The organism is Nonomuraea wenchangensis (assembly GCF_900111685.1).
GTDB lineage: Bacteria > Actinomycetota > Actinomycetes > Streptosporangiales > Streptosporangiaceae > Nonomuraea > Nonomuraea wenchangensis.
On the sequence record NZ_FOHX01000015.1, the window covers coordinates 21,645 to 38,082 of the forward strand.

Genomic DNA, 16,438 nt, shown 5'->3' on the forward strand with positions numbered 1-16,438 from the left:
CTATGACGAGGCGTGGGGGCCCTGACAATGGGCTCCCACGCCCGTAGTGCGTTAGAGTTCGCGAGACGGCAGGCTTCTGTCCGGCTCGTTCTGACAATGAGACTCAGATGGCAGATCCCCGCACCATCGCATACTCAATTCGCCTTATAGGCGCGCAGGAGGGACCGTGCTGACCGCGTTTACCCGGGCGTTCCGGACGCCGGACCTGCGCAAGAAGTTGCTCTTCACGCTGGGCATCATCGCGCTTTTCCGTCTCGGCTCGGTTCTTCCGACTCCGGGAGTTCACGTACAGAATCTGGCCGCCTGTTTCAACCAGGCGCGCGCTGACCAGGAGACCGGCAACATCTACGGGATGGTGCAGCTGTTCAGCGGTGGCGCCCTCCTGAAACTTTCAGTGTTCGCGCTGGGCATCATGCCCTACATCACCGCGAGCATCATTCTCCAGCTGCTCGTCGTGGTCATTCCACGGCTTGAGGCGCTGAAGAAGGAAGGCCAGGCCGGTCAGACCAAGATCACGCAGTACACGCGTTATCTGACCATCGGCCTCGCGGTCCTGCAGTCCACGGCCTTCATCGCCCTGGCGCGCACGGGTCAGCTCTTCCCGAACTGTCAGCAGAGCGTGCTGCTCGACCCCGACGACATCTTCAGCATCGTCACGATGGTCGTCATCATGACGGCGGGCACCTCGGTCATCATGTGGCTGGGTGAGCTGATCACCGACCGCGGCGTCGGCAACGGCATGTCGATCCTGATCTTCACCCAGGTCGTGGCGGTCTTCCCGTCCGAGCTGGTCAACATCTTCAAGGCCAACCCCTTCACCTTCACGGTGGTCATGGTGGTCGGCGTGTTCATGATCGCCGCGGTGGTCTTCGTCGAGCAGGCGCAGCGCCGCATCCCGGTCCAGTACGCCAAGCGCATGGTCGGCCGCCGGATGTACGGCGGCACCTCGACCTACATCCCGCTGAAGGTCAACCAGGCCGGCATCATCCCGGTGATCTTCGCGTCCTCGCTGCTCTACCTGCCGCAGCTGCTGACCTCGCTCTTCCAGACGAGCGACAACGCGGTCATCAGGTGGATCTCGACGAACCTCGCCACCGGCGACACGCCGATCTACATGGCGACGTTCTTCCTGCTGATCATCTTCTTCACGTACTTCTACGTGTCGATTACGTTCAACCCCGCTGAAGTCGCCGACAACATGAAGAAGTACGGTGGGTTCATTCCGGGCATCCGCCCGGGTCGCCCGACGGCTGAGTACCTCAACTTCGTGCTCACCCGCCTGACGGCTCCGGGTTCGCTCTATCTGGGTCTCATCTCCATGGTCCCGATCGTCGCTCTCGCGGTGTCCGGTGCGAGCCAGAACTTCCCGTTCGGAGGGACGAGCATTCTGATCATGGTAGGCGTCGGCCTGGACACCGTTAAGCAGATCGAGAGCCAGCTGCAGCAGCGTAACTACGAAGGCTTCCTGCGGTAGTGCGTCTCGTTCTGGTGGGGCCTCCCGGAGCGGGTAAGGGGACTCAGGCCCAGTACATCGCATCGAACCTGTCCATCCCGAAAATCTCGACAGGTGACATCTTCCGTGCCAACGTCTCCGGCGGCACGGACCTCGGCAAGCTGGCCAAGACCTACATGGACCGTGGCGACCTGGTGCCCGACGAGGTCACCATCGCCATGGTCCGCGACCGCCTGTCCGAGCCCGACGCGCAGGACGGTTTCCTGCTCGACGGGTTCCCGAGGAACGTCGCGCAGGCGGAGATCCTGCGCGACATGCTCAAGGACTGGGGCCAGGCGCTCGACCTGGTCCTGGAGCTGGTCGTGGACGACGACGAGGTGGTCCGGCGGCTGGCCGGCCGCCGCACCTGCAGCCAGTGCGGCCGCATCTGGCACGTCGACTTCGACGACAAGAAGGACGACAGGTGCGACGCGTGCGGGGGCCAGCTGTTCCAGCGGGACGACGACAAAGAGGAGACCGTCCGGCACCGGCTGGAGGTCTACCAGGAGCAGACCGCGCCGCTGGTCTCCTACTACGCGGAGGAGGGCATCCTCGTGGGGGTCGACGCGACCGGCCCCGTGGAGGAGGTCACCGGGCGGGCCATGGAGGCGATCAGCCCTTACATGGGCTAGCTGCGGCGGCATCGACAAGGCGGAGGTGGCACGGGTTTCCGTGCCACCTCGCGGCTATTGTGGGGGAATTGGGCCCCCAACGTGGCCCGTTGAGACCCATGGGGGGCACAACATGTTCAAGAGGAACCGGCACGGCATCCAGATCAAGTCGCCGGAGCAGCTGGAGAAGATGCGCGCGGCCGGGCTGGTCGTCGGGCGCACGCTGGACCTGCTGAAGCGCTCGGTCGAGCCGGGGATGACGCCGCTCGACCTCGACTCCATCGCCGAGAAGGCGATCAGGGACGAGGGCGCGATCCCGTCCTTCAAGGGCTACCAGGGCTTCCCCGCGACGATCTGCGCCTCGGTCAATGACGAGGTGGTCCACGGCATCCCCACCGCCGCCCGCAAGCTGCGTGAGGGCGACGTCATCGCCATCGACTGCGGCGCCATCCTGGACGGCTGGCACGGCGACTCGGCCGTGACGGTCCCGGTCGGCGAGGTGGACCCGAAGCTGACCGAGCTGATCCGGGTGACCGAGGAGGCCATGTGGCGCGGCATCGCGGCGCTGCGGCCCGGCCGGCACCTCTCCGACATCGGCCACGAGATCGAGAAGTACGTCAAGTCGCAGGGCCGCTTCGGCATCCCGCCCGAGTACGGCGGCCACGGCATCGGCACCGAGATGCACATGGACCCGTGGATCGCCAACCACGGCCGGCCCGGCCGCGGCCCGGTGCTGGAAGAGGGCATGTGCCTGGCCATCGAGCCCATGGTCAACCTGGGCACCGAGCGCACCCGGGTGCTGTCGGACGAGTGGACCGTGGTGACGGTGGACGGGAAGTCGTCCGCGCACTTCGAACACAGCGTCGCCGTGACACATAATGGTCCTTGGGTGCTTACTGCCCTGGACGGGGGCGAATCACGCCTCGGAGGACACCCGCAGAACTGAACCGGGAGTGGTGGGATGCCGAACAGTCCTGAGATGCGAGCCTCCGACGGCGATCGCGACCGGGTGGCCGCCGTCCTGCGCGAGCACACGGCCCAGGGCCGCATCACCATGGACGAGTTCAACGAGCGGCTCGAACAGCTCTACAAGTCCAGGACCTATGGTGAGCTGGCCAGGTTGACCGCGGACCTGCCTGACGTCGACCTCCGCCACCGCCCCAAGACCTCCAAGGAGGTCGAGAAGAAGCACGACACGCACGCGGGCATGAAGGCGGCGTGGGGCGCGTGGGCCATGGCCAGCGGCATCAACTGGGTGATCTGGTTAATCGTGAGCATGAGCTCGGGTGGCGACGTCTATCCCTGGCCGATGTGGGTCATGGGCCCGTGGGGCGTGATCCTGCTGGTCAGCACCATCTTCGGGAACAACCAGCCCAAGCGGCAGCAGTAGGGCTCTGTGCACTAGTGCACTGTGTGCATTCATCCGCAGTACGGATAAGTCCGGATTCCTAACGTGAGCGGTGTCGGCAACACCACTCACCGGAGGAACCCAGATGCGCAAGATGTTCGCGGCCGCCGCCCTCGCCGGCTCGCTCGCCGTCACCGGCCTCACCCTCGCCGCCCCCGCCGCCCAGGCCGCCACTCACACCACGGCGAGCTCGGTGAAGAGCTGGGGCAAGTACTACTCCAGCAACCGCAAGGCCTACACCTACGGCAAGACCTGGAAGTCGGGCAACCGGGTGTACACCCACTGGTACGGCAAGGAGTCGACGCCGAAGAAGGGCTACGTCTGGTTCAAGTACTACTCGGGCGGGAACTGGCACTCCTTCTACCGCGGCTGGAACGGCTCGTACCACGAGACCTGGTCGCAGCCGGGCATCAAGAAGCTGTACACCTACACCTGCTGGGGCGGCCCCACGAAGTACTGCGGGCCCACGCACCGCATCTACTGATCATCGCTTCTCCCGAAAAGTCGGAAAGGTCCGCCGGGCTCTCGCCCCTGGCGGGCCTTTCGGGCTGTGCGGGTGGGGTACACTCTTACATGGTTGTGTCAGGACACCTGGCACGCGTTTCGCGTTTTTGGCTCAGGTGTCGTACACTCCTTAGTCGGCTCACTATGACTTGTCACGCGTCGGCGGTCCTCGCTGATCGCCGCTCTCTCCGAAGCGTGAAGGTCGCGGCTGCGTAGTGAACCGGAGCCTCAGACGACCGATCAGTGAAACGCGAGGAATTTTGGCCAAGAAAGACGGCGCCATCGAGATCGAGGGCACTGTGGTCGAGTCGCTCCCGAACGCCATGTTCCGGGTGCAGCTCGACAACGGCCATAAGGTCCTGGCCCACATCAGCGGACGGATGCGGATGCACTACATCCGGATCCTGCCGGACGACCGGGTTGTCGTTGAACTGAGCCCCTACGACCTCAGTCGTGGGCGGATCGTCTACCGATACAAGTAAGACGTCTGAGGAACAAAGGACAATGAAGGTAAAGCCGAGCGTCAAGAAGATCTGCGACAAGTGCAAGGTGATCCGCCGGCACGGTCGCGTCATGGTGATCTGCGACAACCTGCGCCACAAGCAGCGCCAGGGCTAAGTCGCCGCAAGGCTCCTCCGAGTCCGCCCCGATAGCGGGAGCGGGCTCGACGCATGAGGAGCCTCCAGTCAGTTAGCGCGTTTCACGCCTGAGCAGGCGACCTCCGGTCGAACCACTCAGGAGACCCCCGGTCGGAGGCCGGGGCCCTCACCCCGGGCATGGGGAGGGGAAGTGCGGCGCAAGACCTCCGCCACAGAAAAGGAGAATGCCCGACCATGGCTCGCCTGGTTGGCGTCGACCTCCCCCGCGACAAGCGGCTGGAGATCGCTCTCACCTACATTTACGGGATCGGCCGCACCCGCGCCCAGGAGATCCTCGAGGCCACCGGTGTCAGCGGGGACCTTCGTGTCCACCAGCTCAGCGACACCGAGCTCGTCCCGATGCGTGACTACATCGAGGCGAACTTCAAGATCGAGGGTGACCTGCGCCGCGAGGTCCAGGCCGACATCCGTCGCAAGATCGAGATCGGTTGCTACCAGGGCATCCGGCACCGCAAGGGCCTGCCCGTGCACGGTCAGCGCACGCAGACCAACGCGCGCACCCGTAAGGGCAAGAAGAAGACCGTCGCCGGCAAGAAGAAGCCCGGTAAGAAGTAGTCCTCGCAGCCGCTGGACCGAAGACCTCAGGAGTAACGGCAAACAATGCCTCCTAAGAGCCGTCAGGGCGCCCCGAAGAAGGTGCGCCGCAAGGAGAAGAAGAACGTCGCTCACGGGCACGCCCACATCAAGAGCACGTTCAACAACACGATCGTCTCGATCACCGACCCCACCGGGAACGTGATCTCCTGGGCCAGCGCCGGCCACGTGGGTTTCAAGGGCTCCCGCAAGTCCACCCCGTTCGCCGCCCAGATGGCCGCCGAGAACGCCGCCCGCCGCGCCATGGAGCACGGCATGCGCAAGGTCGACGTCTTCGTCAAGGGTCCCGGCTCCGGCCGTGAGACCGCGATCCGCTCGCTGCAGGCCACCGGCCTCGAAGTGGGCTCGATCCAGGACGTCACCCCGGTTCCGCACAACGGTTGCCGGCCGCCCAAGCGCCGCCGCGTCTGAGATAGCGCAGGAGATAGAGACACATGGCTCGTTACACGGGCGCGGACTGCAAGCTCTGCCGCCGCGAGAAGACCAAGCTCTTCCTCAAGGGCAGCAAGTGCGAATCCGCCAAGTGCCCCATCGAGATCCGTCCGTACCCGCCGGGTGAGCACGGCCGCGGACGTCCGAAGGAGACCGAGTACCAGCTTCAGCTTCGCGAGAAGCAGAAGACCCGCCGCATCTACGGCGTCCTCGAGAAGCAGTTCCACAACTACTACGAGGAAGCCTCCCGCAAGTCCGGCAAGACCGGTGAGGTGCTGCTCCAGATCCTGGAGAGCCGCCTGGACAACGTGGTCTACCGCGCCGGCTTCGCCCAGTCGCGCGACGCCGCCCGCCAGCAGGTCCGTCACGGGCACATCCTGGTGAACGGCAAGAAGGTCGACATCCCGTCCTACCTGGTGCGCGAGCACGACATCATCGAGGTCCGCGAGAACAAGCGCAACCTCATGCCGTACGAGGTCGCGCGGGCCACGGCCGGCGACCGTACGATCCCGGCCTGGCTCGGGGTCGTGCCGGACAAGCTCCGCGTCCTGGTGCACCAGCTGCCCGTCCGGCAGCAGATCGACACCCAGGTCCAGGAGCAGCTCATCGTCGAGTACTACTCGAAGTGAGCCTTGGCCGAGGTGCGGTTCGCCGTACCTCGGCTACGCTTTTCATCGGAGTGGTGTCATATAGCGGGCGCCACACGAAAAAGGGGAGAACCCGCACATGCTGATCGCTCAGCGCCCGACTCTCCTGGAAGAGTCGCTCGACGACACCCGGTCCCGGTTCGTGATCGAGCCGCTGGAGCCGGGCTTCGGTTACACCATCGGCAACTCGCTGCGTCGCACGCTGCTGTCGTCCATTCCGGGCGCGGCCGTGACGAGCATCCGCATCGAGGGCGTGCTGCACGAGTTCTCGACCGTTCCCGGGGTCAAGGAAGACGTCACCGACATCATCCTCAACCTCAAGGAGCTGGTCGTCTCCTCGGAGCACGACGAGCCGGTCGTGATGTACCTCCGCAAGCAGGGCCCGGGTGAGGTCACCGCCGCCGACATCGCGCCTCCGGCCGGTGTCGAGGTGCACAACCCCGAGCTGCGCATCGCCACGCTCAACGGCAAGGCCAAGCTGGAGATGGAGCTGACCGTCGAGCGCGGCCGCGGCTACGTCTCCGCCGCCCAGAACAAGCAGCCGGGCCAGGAGATCGGTCGCATCCCGATCGACTCGATCTACTCCCCGGTGCTCAAGGTCACCTACAAGGTCGAGGCCACCCGAGTCGAGCAGCGGACCGACTTCGACCGGCTCATCCTCGACGTCGAGACCAAGCCCGCCATGAAGCCCCGCGACGCGGTGGCCTCCGCCGGCAAGACCCTCGTCGAGCTCTTCGGCCTGGCCCGTGAGCTCAACGTCGAGGCCGAGGGCATCGACATCGGCCCGTCGCCCACCGACGCCGCCCTGGCGGCCGACCTGGCGCTGCCGATCGAGGAGCTCAACCTCACCGTCCGCTCGTACAACTGCCTCAAGCGCGAGGGCATCCACACCGTGGGCGAGCTCGTCGCGCGGAGCGAGCAGGACCTGCTCGACATCCGCAACTTCGGCGCCAAGTCGATCGAAGAGGTCAAGCAGAAGCTGCACGAGATGTCGCTGTCGCTCAAGGACTCCCCGCCCGGGTTCGACCCGAGCGCGGTGGCCGGCGGCGGCTACGACGACGACGACAGCGCGTACGTCGAGACCGAGCAGTACTGATCACACACTGATAGCGCGGGCCCCCTGGCGAACAGGGGGCCTGGCGGCCCGACTCCGGTACCTGGCACGGCCGGGGCGGGTTGACTCCGAGGAGAGAATCCCATGCCCAAGCCCACCAAGGGTGCCCGTCTTGGCGGCAGCCCGGCGCACGAGCGGCTGATCCTGGCCAACCTGGCGACGGACCTGTTCCGGCACGGCAAGATCCGTACGACGGTCGCGAAGGCCAAGCGCCTGCGTCCGGTCGCGGAGCGCCTGATCACCAAGGCGAAGAAGGGCGACATCCACAACCGTCGCCAGGTCCTGACCGTCGTCAGGGACAAGGGCGTCGTTCACCACCTCTTCACCGAGATCGCGACGACGTTCGCCGAGCGTCCCGGTGGCTACACCCGGATCACCAAGATCGGTGCGCGTAAGGGCGACAACGCCCCCATGGCGATCATCGAGCTGGTGACCGAGCCGCTGAACGGCGTCACGACGCGCCGCACCGAGGCCGCCGCTGCCCCGGCCGCCGCTCCGGCGACCGAGGAGGCCCCGAAGGCCGAGGCCGCTGAGGCCGCCGAGGCTGAGGCCGCCGAGGAGCCCAAGGCCGAGGCCGCCGAGGCTCCGGAGGCTCAGGCCGCCGAGAGCGCGGAGAAGAAGGACGAAGCCTGATCTTTCAGGCAGGACGCATCGGGCCCGGACCCCTCCACGGGGGCCGGGCCCTTTGCTCTCTCAGGGAGGGTTCATCGTGGTACGGCTCCGCCTCGACCTCGCGTACGACGGGAGCGAGTTCTCCGGCTGGGCCCGGCAGCCCGGCCGGCGTACGGTCCAGGGCGAGCTCGAACAGGCGCTCGGCCGGATCCTGCGCCTCGGCGAGCCCGCGACGCTGACCGTGGCCGGGCGGACGGACGCCGGGGTGCACGCCCGCGGCCAGGTCGCCCATCTGGACGTGCCGGACGACGCCCTCGCCGAGCTGGACGGCAACCGGGGGCCGCTCGGCGTGGCGGAGCGGCTCGCTGCGCTCGTGCGGCGGCTGGGCGGGGTTCTGCCCCTCGATGTACGGGTTCATCGCGTCAGCGTGGCTCCTGAGGGCTTTGACGCCCGGTTCTCGGCGACGTTCCGGCGGTACGCGTACCGGGTGTGCGACACGGCCGGCGGCGTGGACCCGCTGCGGCGGCACGAGATCGTCTGGCACAACCGGCCCCTCGACCTCGACGCGCTCAACGCGGCGGCGGCCCGGCTGCTCGGCGAGCACGACTTCGCGGCCTTCTGCAAGAAACGCGAGGGCGCCACGACCATCCGGGAGCTGCGCCGGCTCGACTGGGCCCGGGAGCCCGGCGGCGTGCTGGTGGCCACCGTCGTGGCCGACGCGTTCTGCCACTCGATGGTGCGGGCGCTGGTCGGGTCGCTGCTGGCGGCCGGCGACGGGCGGCGGCCGGTGGACTGGCCCGGACAGGTGCTGGTCCGGGCCGTACGCGACTCGGGCGTGCACGTCGCACCCGCCCACGGGCTGTGCCTGGAGGAGGTGGGCTACCCGCCGGACGCCGAGCTCGCCGCGCGGGCGGCGGCCACGCGGCGGGTGCGCACCCTGCCGGTCACCGGTGACGCGGCCTCAGCCGCCGGTGACGCGGCGCTCCAGGACGAGTGAGGTCTGGTCGCGGAAGGCGCCGCTGACCTTCGGCAGCGTCTTCTCCTTGTCGGTCGGGGTGCGGCCGTCGGCGTACGTGGCGTAGCTGAAGACGATGTAGCGGCCCCAGACGAGGCCGGCCGCGTACCCGCCGGCGATCTGCACCCGATCGCCGCCCGAGCCCTCGGGGCCGGGAAGCGGGCGGAACCAGCTGTTCTTCCCCAGGTCCTTCGACTGGTCGACGGTGGTGGCGGCGTCCCTGGTCGGCAGGACCGCGATGCCCGTGGTGACCGCGTAACGCTTCTTGCTGTCCACGTAGGTGGCGCGGAGGACGCGGGTGCAGCTCTGCGCCTTCAGCGCGTCGGCGAAGGCGCCCACGGCGGCCTTGTCGCAGGTCGTCTCCATGCCGGCCTTGACCCGCTTGAACGTCGTGCCCGCCGCGCTCACCTTCTTCTTCGGGAACGCCTCCGACAGCGACAACTTCTGCGGGTCGCTCTGCTCCGAGTCGAGAACGGACGCGCCCGGGTCCTCGCTGCTGAGCGCCGTCTGCTGGGGCTGCCCTTGCCCCTGACCCTGGCCCTGCCCGTCCGGGCCGGACGGGGGCCCGGTGCGGGCGGCGGCCGTGGTGGGGGCGGGGTCGCTCACCGCCTGATAGGCGAAGAAGCCGCCGGTGGCGACGCCCACCAGGGCGAGGGCGCCCAGGGTGACCAGCAGCGCCCGCTTCCCGCCGCCTGACGGGGGTGGGGGCGGGGGCGGGATCTGGAACGGGGCCTGCTTGAACGCCCCCGGCGGGAACGCCGGGCCGCCCGCCGTGGTGGCCGCCAGGCCGTGGGGCGGGGTCGGCAGGTCCAGGCTGGTGGACTGGCGCTGGCCCCAGGTGTCGCGGGAGAAGGGCAGGTCGGGGATCCTCTGCGGGGCCGTCGTGCCGGTCGCGCCCGGCGGGAGCGGCGGCCAGACAGGGACGTCCCCTGGCTCGGCGGGGCGGACCGGGGTGGGGGCGTTCGGGTCGAAGGGGGTGGCGGGCGGCTGGTCGTCGTGCGGGCTGTCGGCGTCCTGGGACTCGGCGGGTGCTCCGGAGGGGGTGATCGCGGGCGGTTGGTGGGCGGGGGCGGGGCGGGTCTCCTCGGCCTCGGCCACGGGGGCGGCGAGGGGCATCGCGTGCCCGCCGCTCTGCCGGGCGTCGCCGGAGGGGTGCGGGCCAGGACCCTCGGGGGGAACGGGGACAGCGCCGGGACGGGTGGCGTCCGGGTCGGTGGGCGCGCCGCCCCCCTGCCGGGGGTCGTCACCGGGCGCGGAGGCGTTCTGGCCCGGGACCGGGGCGCCCGGTCCGGGTGTGGAGATGCCCGGGGCGGTGGCGGGGAAGGCGGTGTTCCCGCCGGTGGCGGGCTGTGAGAGGCCGGCGGGCCCCTGGACGGGGTGCGGACCGCTCGGTCCTTGCGGGTCGCTCAGCCCTTGTACGTGGCTCGGGCCCTGTGGGTGGCCAGGCTGTTGGAGCTGGTCCGGGGTGGGCGCGGCGACGTGGTGGGGTGGGCGAACGATGCCCTCCGGGTCGGTGGCGTCGGCGGCGAAGGCGGTCGGTTGAGGCTCGTCGGGCTCGGCCACCAGCTCTCCGGTGGCGGCGGGCCACGGGGGCATGGCACGCGGGTCGGAGGGCGGGGCCGGCCATACGGGCATGCCCGCCGCCGCGGCGGTGAACGCGGGAGGCGGCTCCCACGGGGGCACACCGGGTACGGCGGGATCCACGGGCCAGGACGGAAGGTCCTGCGCGGCCGGCTGCTGGGGGGCGGGGGACGGCCAGGGTGCGCCTTCGGCGGGCAGGCGGCCGATCACGCCCTGGAGGTCCGCCTGGAGCGGCCCGACCCACGGGGTGTCGGCGGTCGGCTGCCCGGGCTGCGGCCCAGGGGCCTGCGGAGAAGCGGCATCCGGAGAGCCGCCGTACGGGGAAGCGCCGTGCGGGGAGGCGGGATGCGGAGGAACGGGCTGTGGGCCACTGACCTGTGGGTATGCCGTCTCCGCGCCGGGGGCCTGCTCCATCGCGGGCGGGTAGGAGGTGTGCGGTCCGCTTGTGGGCTGCGGGCCGCTCGGCTGCTGGGCCGGGTACGGCACCGTCGGCGGGTGCTCCGGGGCACCGGCGGCCTGGGAGGGGCCGGGGTACGGGTTGGCGCCGGAGTGGGCCGAGCGACCGTAGCCGGAGTGCGGCTGGGCGGCGGGCCCGGATTGCGTGGCACCAGGGTGGGGCTGGTTCAGGCCGTAATGAGGCTGGTCGGAGCCGAAGTGACCGAAGTGAGCGGCGCCGGGGTCGGGCTGGGCGGTGCCGTAGCCGGACTGGGTGGCGTCAGCGCTGGGGTGAGCGGCGCCGTGGCCGGACTGCACAGGGTCGGGGCCGGGCTGGACAGGGCCAGGACCGGGCTGGACCGGCCCAGGCTGGACAGGGCCAGGGCCAGGACCGGGCTGGACAGGGCCAGGGCCAGACTGCGCAGGGCTGGGGCCGGGGTCGGGTGGGGTGGGAGGGGCGGGGTGGCGGGGGGTGTGGGATGGGGGGTCGGCGTCGGCGTGGTCGGCGTACCAGTCGTACGGTGTGCCGGCGCCCGCCGGCACCTCCCACGGCTGTACGGCGCCCCCTGCCCCCGACGGCGGCTCGGTGGGTACGGACCCGAGGATCGGGGGGACGACGGACACGGTCTCGTCGCCGGGCTCCTCCGCTGGGGAGGAGAGCGCCGGCGGAAGGGCTCGCCCGTTGGTCTGGCCGAAGCTAGGCGGCGGCGTCGCAGGTCGGGCAGTGTTGCCGGTGCCCTTGCGATCGTGTTCAGACCCGGGTTCCTGACCACGCATAGGGGGAGCCTAGCGAGAGAGGCGAGATCGTTACGTCGGTATGGGCGTTCCCAGAGACAGCGGGCATCCCGTTTGGGCGGTTAAGACGGCAGAAGACGGGTTACGTCAACGCGCTGCCGGTCAGCGTCCGGTTGTCCAGAGCCTTGAAGACCGTCGTCTTCGTGATGTCGTCAATCGCCTGCGAAATGCGCTTTTGTCCCTTGGAATCGGGCTTGGTGCCGTCCTTGTTCTGGAACCAGACGAGGATCGCGTAGTGGCCGTGGGTCCAGATCCGCGCCCCGCCGCTGCCCGACCCTAGAAACTTGGTGACACTGTCCTTACCGGTCAGCGGCTTCACGTAGTTGTGCTCGTCGCTGACCTTGGCCACCTTGCCGGCGTTCTTGCCGGTCGAGAGGTTGGCCAGGCCGACCGTGCCGATCACCGTGCCCGCCTTGTCGCGGAAGCTCGCCCGGACGAGTTGCGTGCACTTGGCGGCTTTGAGCGCCTTCTGCAGCTTGTCGCCGAGTGCGCCGTCGGTGCACTTCTTGTCCTTGCTGGTGATCGTCATCTCGTAGCCGCGGCCGGCCGCGGTGAACTTCCGCTTCTTGCCGAAGACCTCCTTGACCGAGATGGGGTCGGGGTCGGTCGAGCGGTTCTCGGCGTAGCCGTACTTGCCGGGCGGCACGGACGGCAGCGGGGCCGAGGTGCGCTGCGGCTCGGCGGTCTCGGCGCTGGTGGGGCCGCCCGCGTTCCACATCAGGGCGATGCCGCCGCCGAGCGCGCCGAGCAGCAGGACGCCGCCGATCGCGGCCCACAGCGGCGCGCGCGAGCGCGGCCCCTCGTCGTAGGGGCTCCAGCCGATCCTGCTGTTGACCTGCGTGATCGCGCCGGAAGCGGGCTCGCCGCCGGCCTCCGCGCCGGGGTCGCCGGGAGCGCCGGCGTCGCCGGGGCCGCCGGGCGCGCCGAAGGCGCCGGGGGCGCCAGGTCCGCCGGGGATCGGCTGCGGCGCGGGGGCGGCGTCGTCGAAGGGGCGGGCGCGGCGCGAACGTCGCGGCGCGCGCTCCTGGGCGTTCTCAGGCTGCTCGGGAAAACCCATGCGGCGACATTACCGCGACGTGGCTCACTGAGTTCCGAAGTCCTGGGTCCACCAAGGGCCGTCGGGGCCGGAGGCGACGCCGACGCCGATGGCCTTCAGCCGGCAGTCGAGGATGTTCCTGCGGTGGTCGGCGCTGTCGAGCCAGCCGCGCACCGCCTCCTCGGCCGTGCTGTAGCCGGCGCCGATGTTCTCGGCCGCGCCGTAGCGGTATCCGGCGCGTTCCATGCGGTCCCAGGGGGAGTCGCCGCCAGGGGAGTTGTGGGTGAGCCGGCCGGTACGGGCCATCTCCAGCGCGTGCGTACGAGCCGAGCGGGTCAGGCCGGAGTCCACCCGCAGCGGCCCGCAGCCCCGCCTGGCTCTGGCCGCGTTCGTGAGCGTGACGACACGCCCGGCGAGGCCGGGGATCAGCGCCACCTCGGCGCCCTCGTCGCCGCCGAGCACCTGGGTGGGGTCGCCCTGGCTGTCGAAGAAGCCGGGGATCTCGCCGTTGGGGCGCGAGGCGGTGGGCTTGGGGGTCGCGCCGCCAGGGAGCCGGTTGGTCGTGACCTCGCGCGGGATGCTCTCGAGTTGCTGGTACGCCTTCTTCTCCAGGGTCGGCGCGGGATTGGCCGTGGCCGCGGCGGGCGGGGCGGTGCCGTTGAGGTAGATGTGGGGGTCGGACTCTTGATCGTCCGTCAATCGACCGATCAGCACCCCCGTGAACAGCACGGCGAGCATGAGGCAGGTCAACACTCCCAGATGGCTCCGGCGCCGAGCGCCCCGCTGGGATGGCCGGGTGTGAGAGGTCTGCCACATACCGCAAACAACGATAGGGATGAAAGGTCGTGGGAAAGAAGGGGTCCCAGGGAAACGAAATCGAACCGTTCTGAGTCGGGTAGACTCTTCCGCGGGTACCGGTCTTTTGACCTGCAGACAGGTGGGCGGGTAACCTAATCGTTCGTTGTGTGCATAGGTCCCGCGTGACCAATGCGCGGCGCGTCCGGCGTCATCTCCCGTAGCGAGGAGACGGAAGGTCCGGGCTGCCGTGTGCCCGCACCGACCGACCAATGCTGCTGTCGCATCCGACAGCGCCGAAGACGCGAGCATAAAGAAGGCTACGACCGTGCGCACGTACTCACCGAAGCCCGCCGACGTCCAGCGTCAGTGGTACGTCATCGACGCGACCGATGTCGTGCTGGGCCGGCTGGCCAGCCACGTCGCGACCCTGCTCCGCGGCAAGCACAAGCCGATCTTCGCCAACCACGTCGACACCGGTGACTTCGTCATCGTCATCAACGCGGACAAGATCGCGCTGAGCGGCAACAAGCTTGAGCAGAAGAAGGCGTACCGCCACTCGGGCTACCCGGGCGGTCTGCGTTCCGTCTCGTACGGCGAGCTCATGGAGAAGCGGCCGGAGAAGGCCGTCGAGAAGGCCGTCAAGGGCATGCTGCCCAAGAACTCCCTCGGCCGGAAGATGGCGAAGAAGCTGAAGGTCTACGCGGGCGCCGAGCACCCGCACCAGGCGCAGAAGCCCGAGCCGTTCCAGATCACCCAGATCGCCCAGTAGTAGTTCCGAAAGATTTAGAGGAGAACCGTGGCTGAGCCCACTGGTGTCGAGACGGTCGAGGCCGAGCTGGAGGAGTTCTCCGGCGAGGACTTCCCTTCCGAGTACACCACCGAGTCCACCGCCAGCGCCGACGCGCCTGTGCGTAAGCCCGTCACCACGGGCAACTCGTACGGCACCGGTCGCCGCAAGGAGGCGATCGCCCGCGTACGCATCGTCCCCGGCACCGGCAAGTGGACGATCAACGGCCGTTCGCTGGACGTCTACTTCCCGAACAAGGTCCACCAGCAGATCGTCAACGAGCCCTTCGTCGTGCTCGGCGCCGAGGAGGCGTTCGACGTCATCGCCCGCATCGACGGCGGCGGCGTGACCGGCCAGGCCGGTGCGCTGCGCATGGGCCTGTCCCGCGCGCTGGCGATCCTGGACGTCGAGGTCAACCGCCCGCCGCTGAAGAAGGCCGGCTTCCTCACCCGTGACGCCCGCGCCACGGAGCGGAAGAAGTACGGCCTCAAGAAGGCCCGCAAGGCTCCGCAGTACAGCAAGCGCTAAATTGGCGCGCCTTTTCGGCACCGACGGGGTACGAGGGGTCGCGGGCCGCGATCTCACGGCCCAGCTCGCCATGGATCTTTCTGTGGCGGCGGCCCACGTCCTCGGCGATGCAGGCGCGTTCGCCGCCACCGGGCGTCACCCGGTGGCGGTGGTGGGCCGGGACCCGCGCGCCTCGGGGGAGTTCCTCGAGGCGGCCGTGGTCGCCGGCCTCGCGGCGTCCGGGGTGGACGTGCTGCGGCTCGGGGTGCTGCCCACGCCCGCCGTCGCCCACCTCACGGCCGCGCTCGGCGCCGACCTCGGCGTCATGTTGTCGGCCTCGCACAACCCGGCGCCGGACAACGGCATCAAGTTCCTGGCCCGCGGCGGCTTCAAGCTGTCCGACGCGGTCGAGGACGAGATCGACCGGCGGCTCGGCGAGGAGTGGGGTTTCCCGGTCGGCTCCGGCGTGGGCCGGGTGCGCGACGCCTACGGTGAGGCCGACCGTTACATCTCGCACGTGCTGACCACGATGAACCACCCGCTCGACGGGCTCAGCGTGGTCGTCGACTGCGCCCACGGCGCCGCCCACATGGTGGCCCCGGAGGCGCTGGTGCGGGCCGGTGCCCGTGTCGAGGCCATCGGGGCCCGCCCCGACGGTCTCAACATCAACGACGGCTACGGCTCTACCCATCTCGACCGGATCCGCCAGGTGGTCGTCTCGCGCGGCGCGGACATGGGCGTGGCCTACGACGGCGACGCCGACCGCTGCCTCGCCGTCGATCACACGGGCGAGATCGTGGACGGCGACCGGATCATGGCGATCCTGGCCGGCGCCATGCACGACGAGGGCCTGCTGGCCAAGGACACCGTGGTCGCGACCGTGATGTCCAACCTGGGCTTCAAGCTGGCGATGCGCGAGGCGGGCATCTCCGTGGTGGAGACCGCGGTGGGCGACCGCTACGTGCTCGAACGCATGAAGGCCGACGGCTACAACCTCGGCGGCGAGCAGTCGGGCCACGTGATCATGCTGGACCACGCCACCACCGGCGACGGCCTGCTCACCTCCCTCCACCTGCTGGGCGTGGTGGCGAAGGCGGGCGTGCCGCTGAAGGAGCTGGCCGCGGTGATGACGCCGCTGCCGCAGATCCTCATCAACGTCAAGGACGTCGACAAGGCCAAGGCCGGCGTCGACGAGCTGACGGCCGCCGTGCGGGCGGCCGAGGCGGAGCTGGGGGAGACCGGCCGGGTGCTGATCCGGCCGAGCGGCACCGAGCCGATGATCAGGGTCATGGTCGAGGCCGCGTCGGAGGAGCACGCCACCCAGGTGGCCAACCGCCTCGCCGACGTGGTCCGCAGGGCCTGCGGCAACTGAGGGACGAAATGAGAAGGGCCCACGGGGAGCGTTCCCGTG

General features: G+C 69.4%; 19 protein-coding genes. 16 read left to right on the top strand and 3 right to left on the bottom strand.

Translation table 11 applies throughout. From position 1 onward, the window contains the following. Positions 1-166 precede the first annotated feature (166 nt). The 13 genes from secY (at position 167) to truA (ending at position 9,070) form a co-directional block, all read left to right on the top strand. Positions 167-1,474 carry a preprotein translocase subunit SecY gene (gene secY / locus BMW85_RS34715; protein ID WP_091090119.1) on the top strand — a complete coding sequence of 436 codons (1,308 nt, stop codon included), beginning with the start codon at positions 167-169 and terminating at the stop codon, positions 1,472-1,474. Beyond that, a complete protein-coding gene (locus BMW85_RS34720) occupies positions 1,474-2,124 on the top strand; it encodes an adenylate kinase (RefSeq protein WP_091090122.1) in 651 nt (216 codons plus the stop codon). Before secY ends, BMW85_RS34720 begins: the two co-directional genes overlap by 1 nt. A gap of 112 nt (positions 2,125-2,236) precedes the next feature. Next, positions 2,237-3,049 (top strand): type I methionyl aminopeptidase, encoded by an 813-nt coding sequence (gene map, locus BMW85_RS34725; RefSeq protein WP_091090124.1) that lies wholly within the window; start codon positions 2,237-2,239, stop codon positions 3,047-3,049. A 33-nt stretch (positions 3,050-3,082) separates the two neighbouring features. Further along, positions 3,083-3,493 carry a DUF1707 SHOCT-like domain-containing protein gene (locus BMW85_RS34730; RefSeq protein ID WP_245775239.1) on the top strand — a complete coding sequence of 137 codons (411 nt, stop codon included), beginning with the start codon at positions 3,083-3,085 and terminating at the stop codon, positions 3,491-3,493. 103 nt (positions 3,494-3,596) lie between these two features. Continuing rightward, positions 3,597-3,995: a hypothetical protein gene (locus tag BMW85_RS34735; RefSeq protein WP_091090128.1), complete on the top strand. Its 399-nt coding sequence runs from the start codon at positions 3,597-3,599 to the stop codon at positions 3,993-3,995. 280 nt (positions 3,996-4,275) lie between these two features. Continuing rightward, a complete protein-coding gene (infA, locus tag BMW85_RS34740; protein ID WP_012887858.1) occupies positions 4,276-4,497 on the top strand; it encodes a translation initiation factor IF-1 in 222 nt (73 codons plus the stop codon). Positions 4,498-4,519: 22 nt separating this feature from the next. Further along, a complete protein-coding gene (gene rpmJ, locus BMW85_RS34745) occupies positions 4,520-4,633 on the top strand; it encodes a 50S ribosomal protein L36 (RefSeq protein ID WP_003956441.1) in 114 nt (37 codons plus the stop codon). A 215-nt stretch (positions 4,634-4,848) separates the two neighbouring features. Next, a complete protein-coding gene (gene rpsM, locus BMW85_RS34750; RefSeq protein WP_020542286.1) occupies positions 4,849-5,229 on the top strand; it encodes a 30S ribosomal protein S13 in 381 nt (126 codons plus the stop codon). Between the two features lie 45 nt (positions 5,230-5,274). Further along, entirely contained in the window at positions 5,275-5,679 is a 405-nt protein-coding gene (rpsK, locus tag BMW85_RS34755) for a 30S ribosomal protein S11 (RefSeq protein WP_091090131.1), read from the top strand. A gap of 23 nt (positions 5,680-5,702) precedes the next feature. Next, positions 5,703-6,329, top strand: coding sequence for a 30S ribosomal protein S4 (gene rpsD / locus BMW85_RS34760; RefSeq protein WP_091090134.1), 627 nt, complete (start codon positions 5,703-5,705; stop codon positions 6,327-6,329). A gap of 97 nt (positions 6,330-6,426) precedes the next feature. Further along, positions 6,427-7,443, top strand: coding sequence for a DNA-directed RNA polymerase subunit alpha (locus tag BMW85_RS34765; RefSeq protein ID WP_020542283.1), 1,017 nt, complete (start codon positions 6,427-6,429; stop codon positions 7,441-7,443). A gap of 102 nt (positions 7,444-7,545) precedes the next feature. Next, positions 7,546-8,094 carry a 50S ribosomal protein L17 gene (rplQ, locus tag BMW85_RS34770; protein ID WP_091090136.1) on the top strand — a complete coding sequence of 183 codons (549 nt, stop codon included), beginning with the start codon at positions 7,546-7,548 and terminating at the stop codon, positions 8,092-8,094. A gap of 76 nt (positions 8,095-8,170) precedes the next feature. Next, complete coding sequence (gene truA, locus BMW85_RS34775) at positions 8,171-9,070, top strand: tRNA pseudouridine(38-40) synthase TruA (RefSeq protein WP_091090139.1); 900 nt, start codon at positions 8,171-8,173, stop codon at positions 9,068-9,070. On the opposite strand, the gene BMW85_RS34780 is transcribed toward truA, so the two are convergent. The 3 genes from BMW85_RS34780 to BMW85_RS34795 all read right to left on the bottom strand — a co-directional run bounded on the left by BMW85_RS34780 (position 9,035) and on the right by BMW85_RS34795 (position 13,688). After that, positions 9,035-11,422: a hypothetical protein gene (locus BMW85_RS34780; protein ID WP_143082507.1), complete on the bottom strand. Its 2,388-nt coding sequence runs from the start codon at positions 11,420-11,422 to the stop codon at positions 9,035-9,037. The two genes, truA and BMW85_RS34780, sit on opposite strands and share 36 nt — an antisense overlap. A 559-nt stretch (positions 11,423-11,981) precedes the next feature. Next, positions 11,982-12,956, bottom strand: coding sequence for a hypothetical protein (locus BMW85_RS49930; protein ID WP_177241036.1), 975 nt, complete (start codon positions 12,954-12,956; stop codon positions 11,982-11,984). A 24-nt stretch (positions 12,957-12,980) separates the two neighbouring features. After that, entirely contained in the window at positions 12,981-13,688 is a 708-nt protein-coding gene (locus BMW85_RS34795) for a CAP domain-containing protein (protein WP_143082510.1), read from the bottom strand. Positions 13,689-14,058: 370 nt separating this feature from the next. Between BMW85_RS34795 and rplM the strand changes: the two genes are divergently transcribed. The 3 genes from rplM to glmM are packed head-to-tail and all read left to right on the top strand — an operon-like array spanning position 14,059 to position 16,399. Beyond that, positions 14,059-14,502, top strand: a complete 444-nt coding sequence (rplM, locus tag BMW85_RS34800; RefSeq protein WP_091090151.1) for a 50S ribosomal protein L13 — start codon at positions 14,059-14,061, stop codon at positions 14,500-14,502. A 27-nt stretch (positions 14,503-14,529) separates the two neighbouring features. Next, complete coding sequence (rpsI, locus tag BMW85_RS34805) at positions 14,530-15,048, top strand: 30S ribosomal protein S9 (RefSeq protein ID WP_091090153.1); 519 nt, start codon at positions 14,530-14,532, stop codon at positions 15,046-15,048. Between the two features lies 1 nt (position 15,049). Then, complete coding sequence (glmM, locus tag BMW85_RS34810) at positions 15,050-16,399, top strand: phosphoglucosamine mutase (protein WP_091090156.1); 1,350 nt, start codon at positions 15,050-15,052, stop codon at positions 16,397-16,399. Positions 16,400-16,438: the final 39 nt, after the last annotated feature.

Bases quoted from the DNA above. Each gene is read 5' to 3' on its own strand.
- rpmJ (WP_003956441.1), top strand. From the start codon at position 4,520: ATGAAGGTAAAGCCGAGCGTCAAGAAGATCTGCGACAAGTGCAAGGTG.
- BMW85_RS34735 (WP_091090128.1), top strand. From the start codon at position 3,597: ATGCGCAAGATGTTCGCGGCCGCCGCCCTCGCCGGCTCGCTCGCCGTC.
- map (WP_091090124.1), top strand. From the start codon at position 2,237: ATGTTCAAGAGGAACCGGCACGGCATCCAGATCAAGTCGCCGGAGCAG.
- rpsD (WP_091090134.1), top strand. From the start codon at position 5,703: ATGGCTCGTTACACGGGCGCGGACTGCAAGCTCTGCCGCCGCGAGAAG.
- BMW85_RS34730 (WP_245775239.1), top strand. From the start codon at position 3,083: ATGCGAGCCTCCGACGGCGATCGCGACCGGGTGGCCGCCGTCCTGCGC.
- rplQ (WP_091090136.1), top strand. From the start codon at position 7,546: ATGCCCAAGCCCACCAAGGGTGCCCGTCTTGGCGGCAGCCCGGCGCAC.
- rpsM (WP_020542286.1), top strand. From the start codon at position 4,849: ATGGCTCGCCTGGTTGGCGTCGACCTCCCCCGCGACAAGCGGCTGGAG.
- rpsK (WP_091090131.1), top strand. From the start codon at position 5,275: ATGCCTCCTAAGAGCCGTCAGGGCGCCCCGAAGAAGGTGCGCCGCAAG.
- BMW85_RS49930 (WP_177241036.1), bottom strand. From the start codon at position 12,956: ATGGGTTTTCCCGAGCAGCCTGAGAACGCCCAGGAGCGCGCGCCGCGA.
- BMW85_RS34765 (WP_020542283.1), top strand. From the start codon at position 6,427: ATGCTGATCGCTCAGCGCCCGACTCTCCTGGAAGAGTCGCTCGACGAC.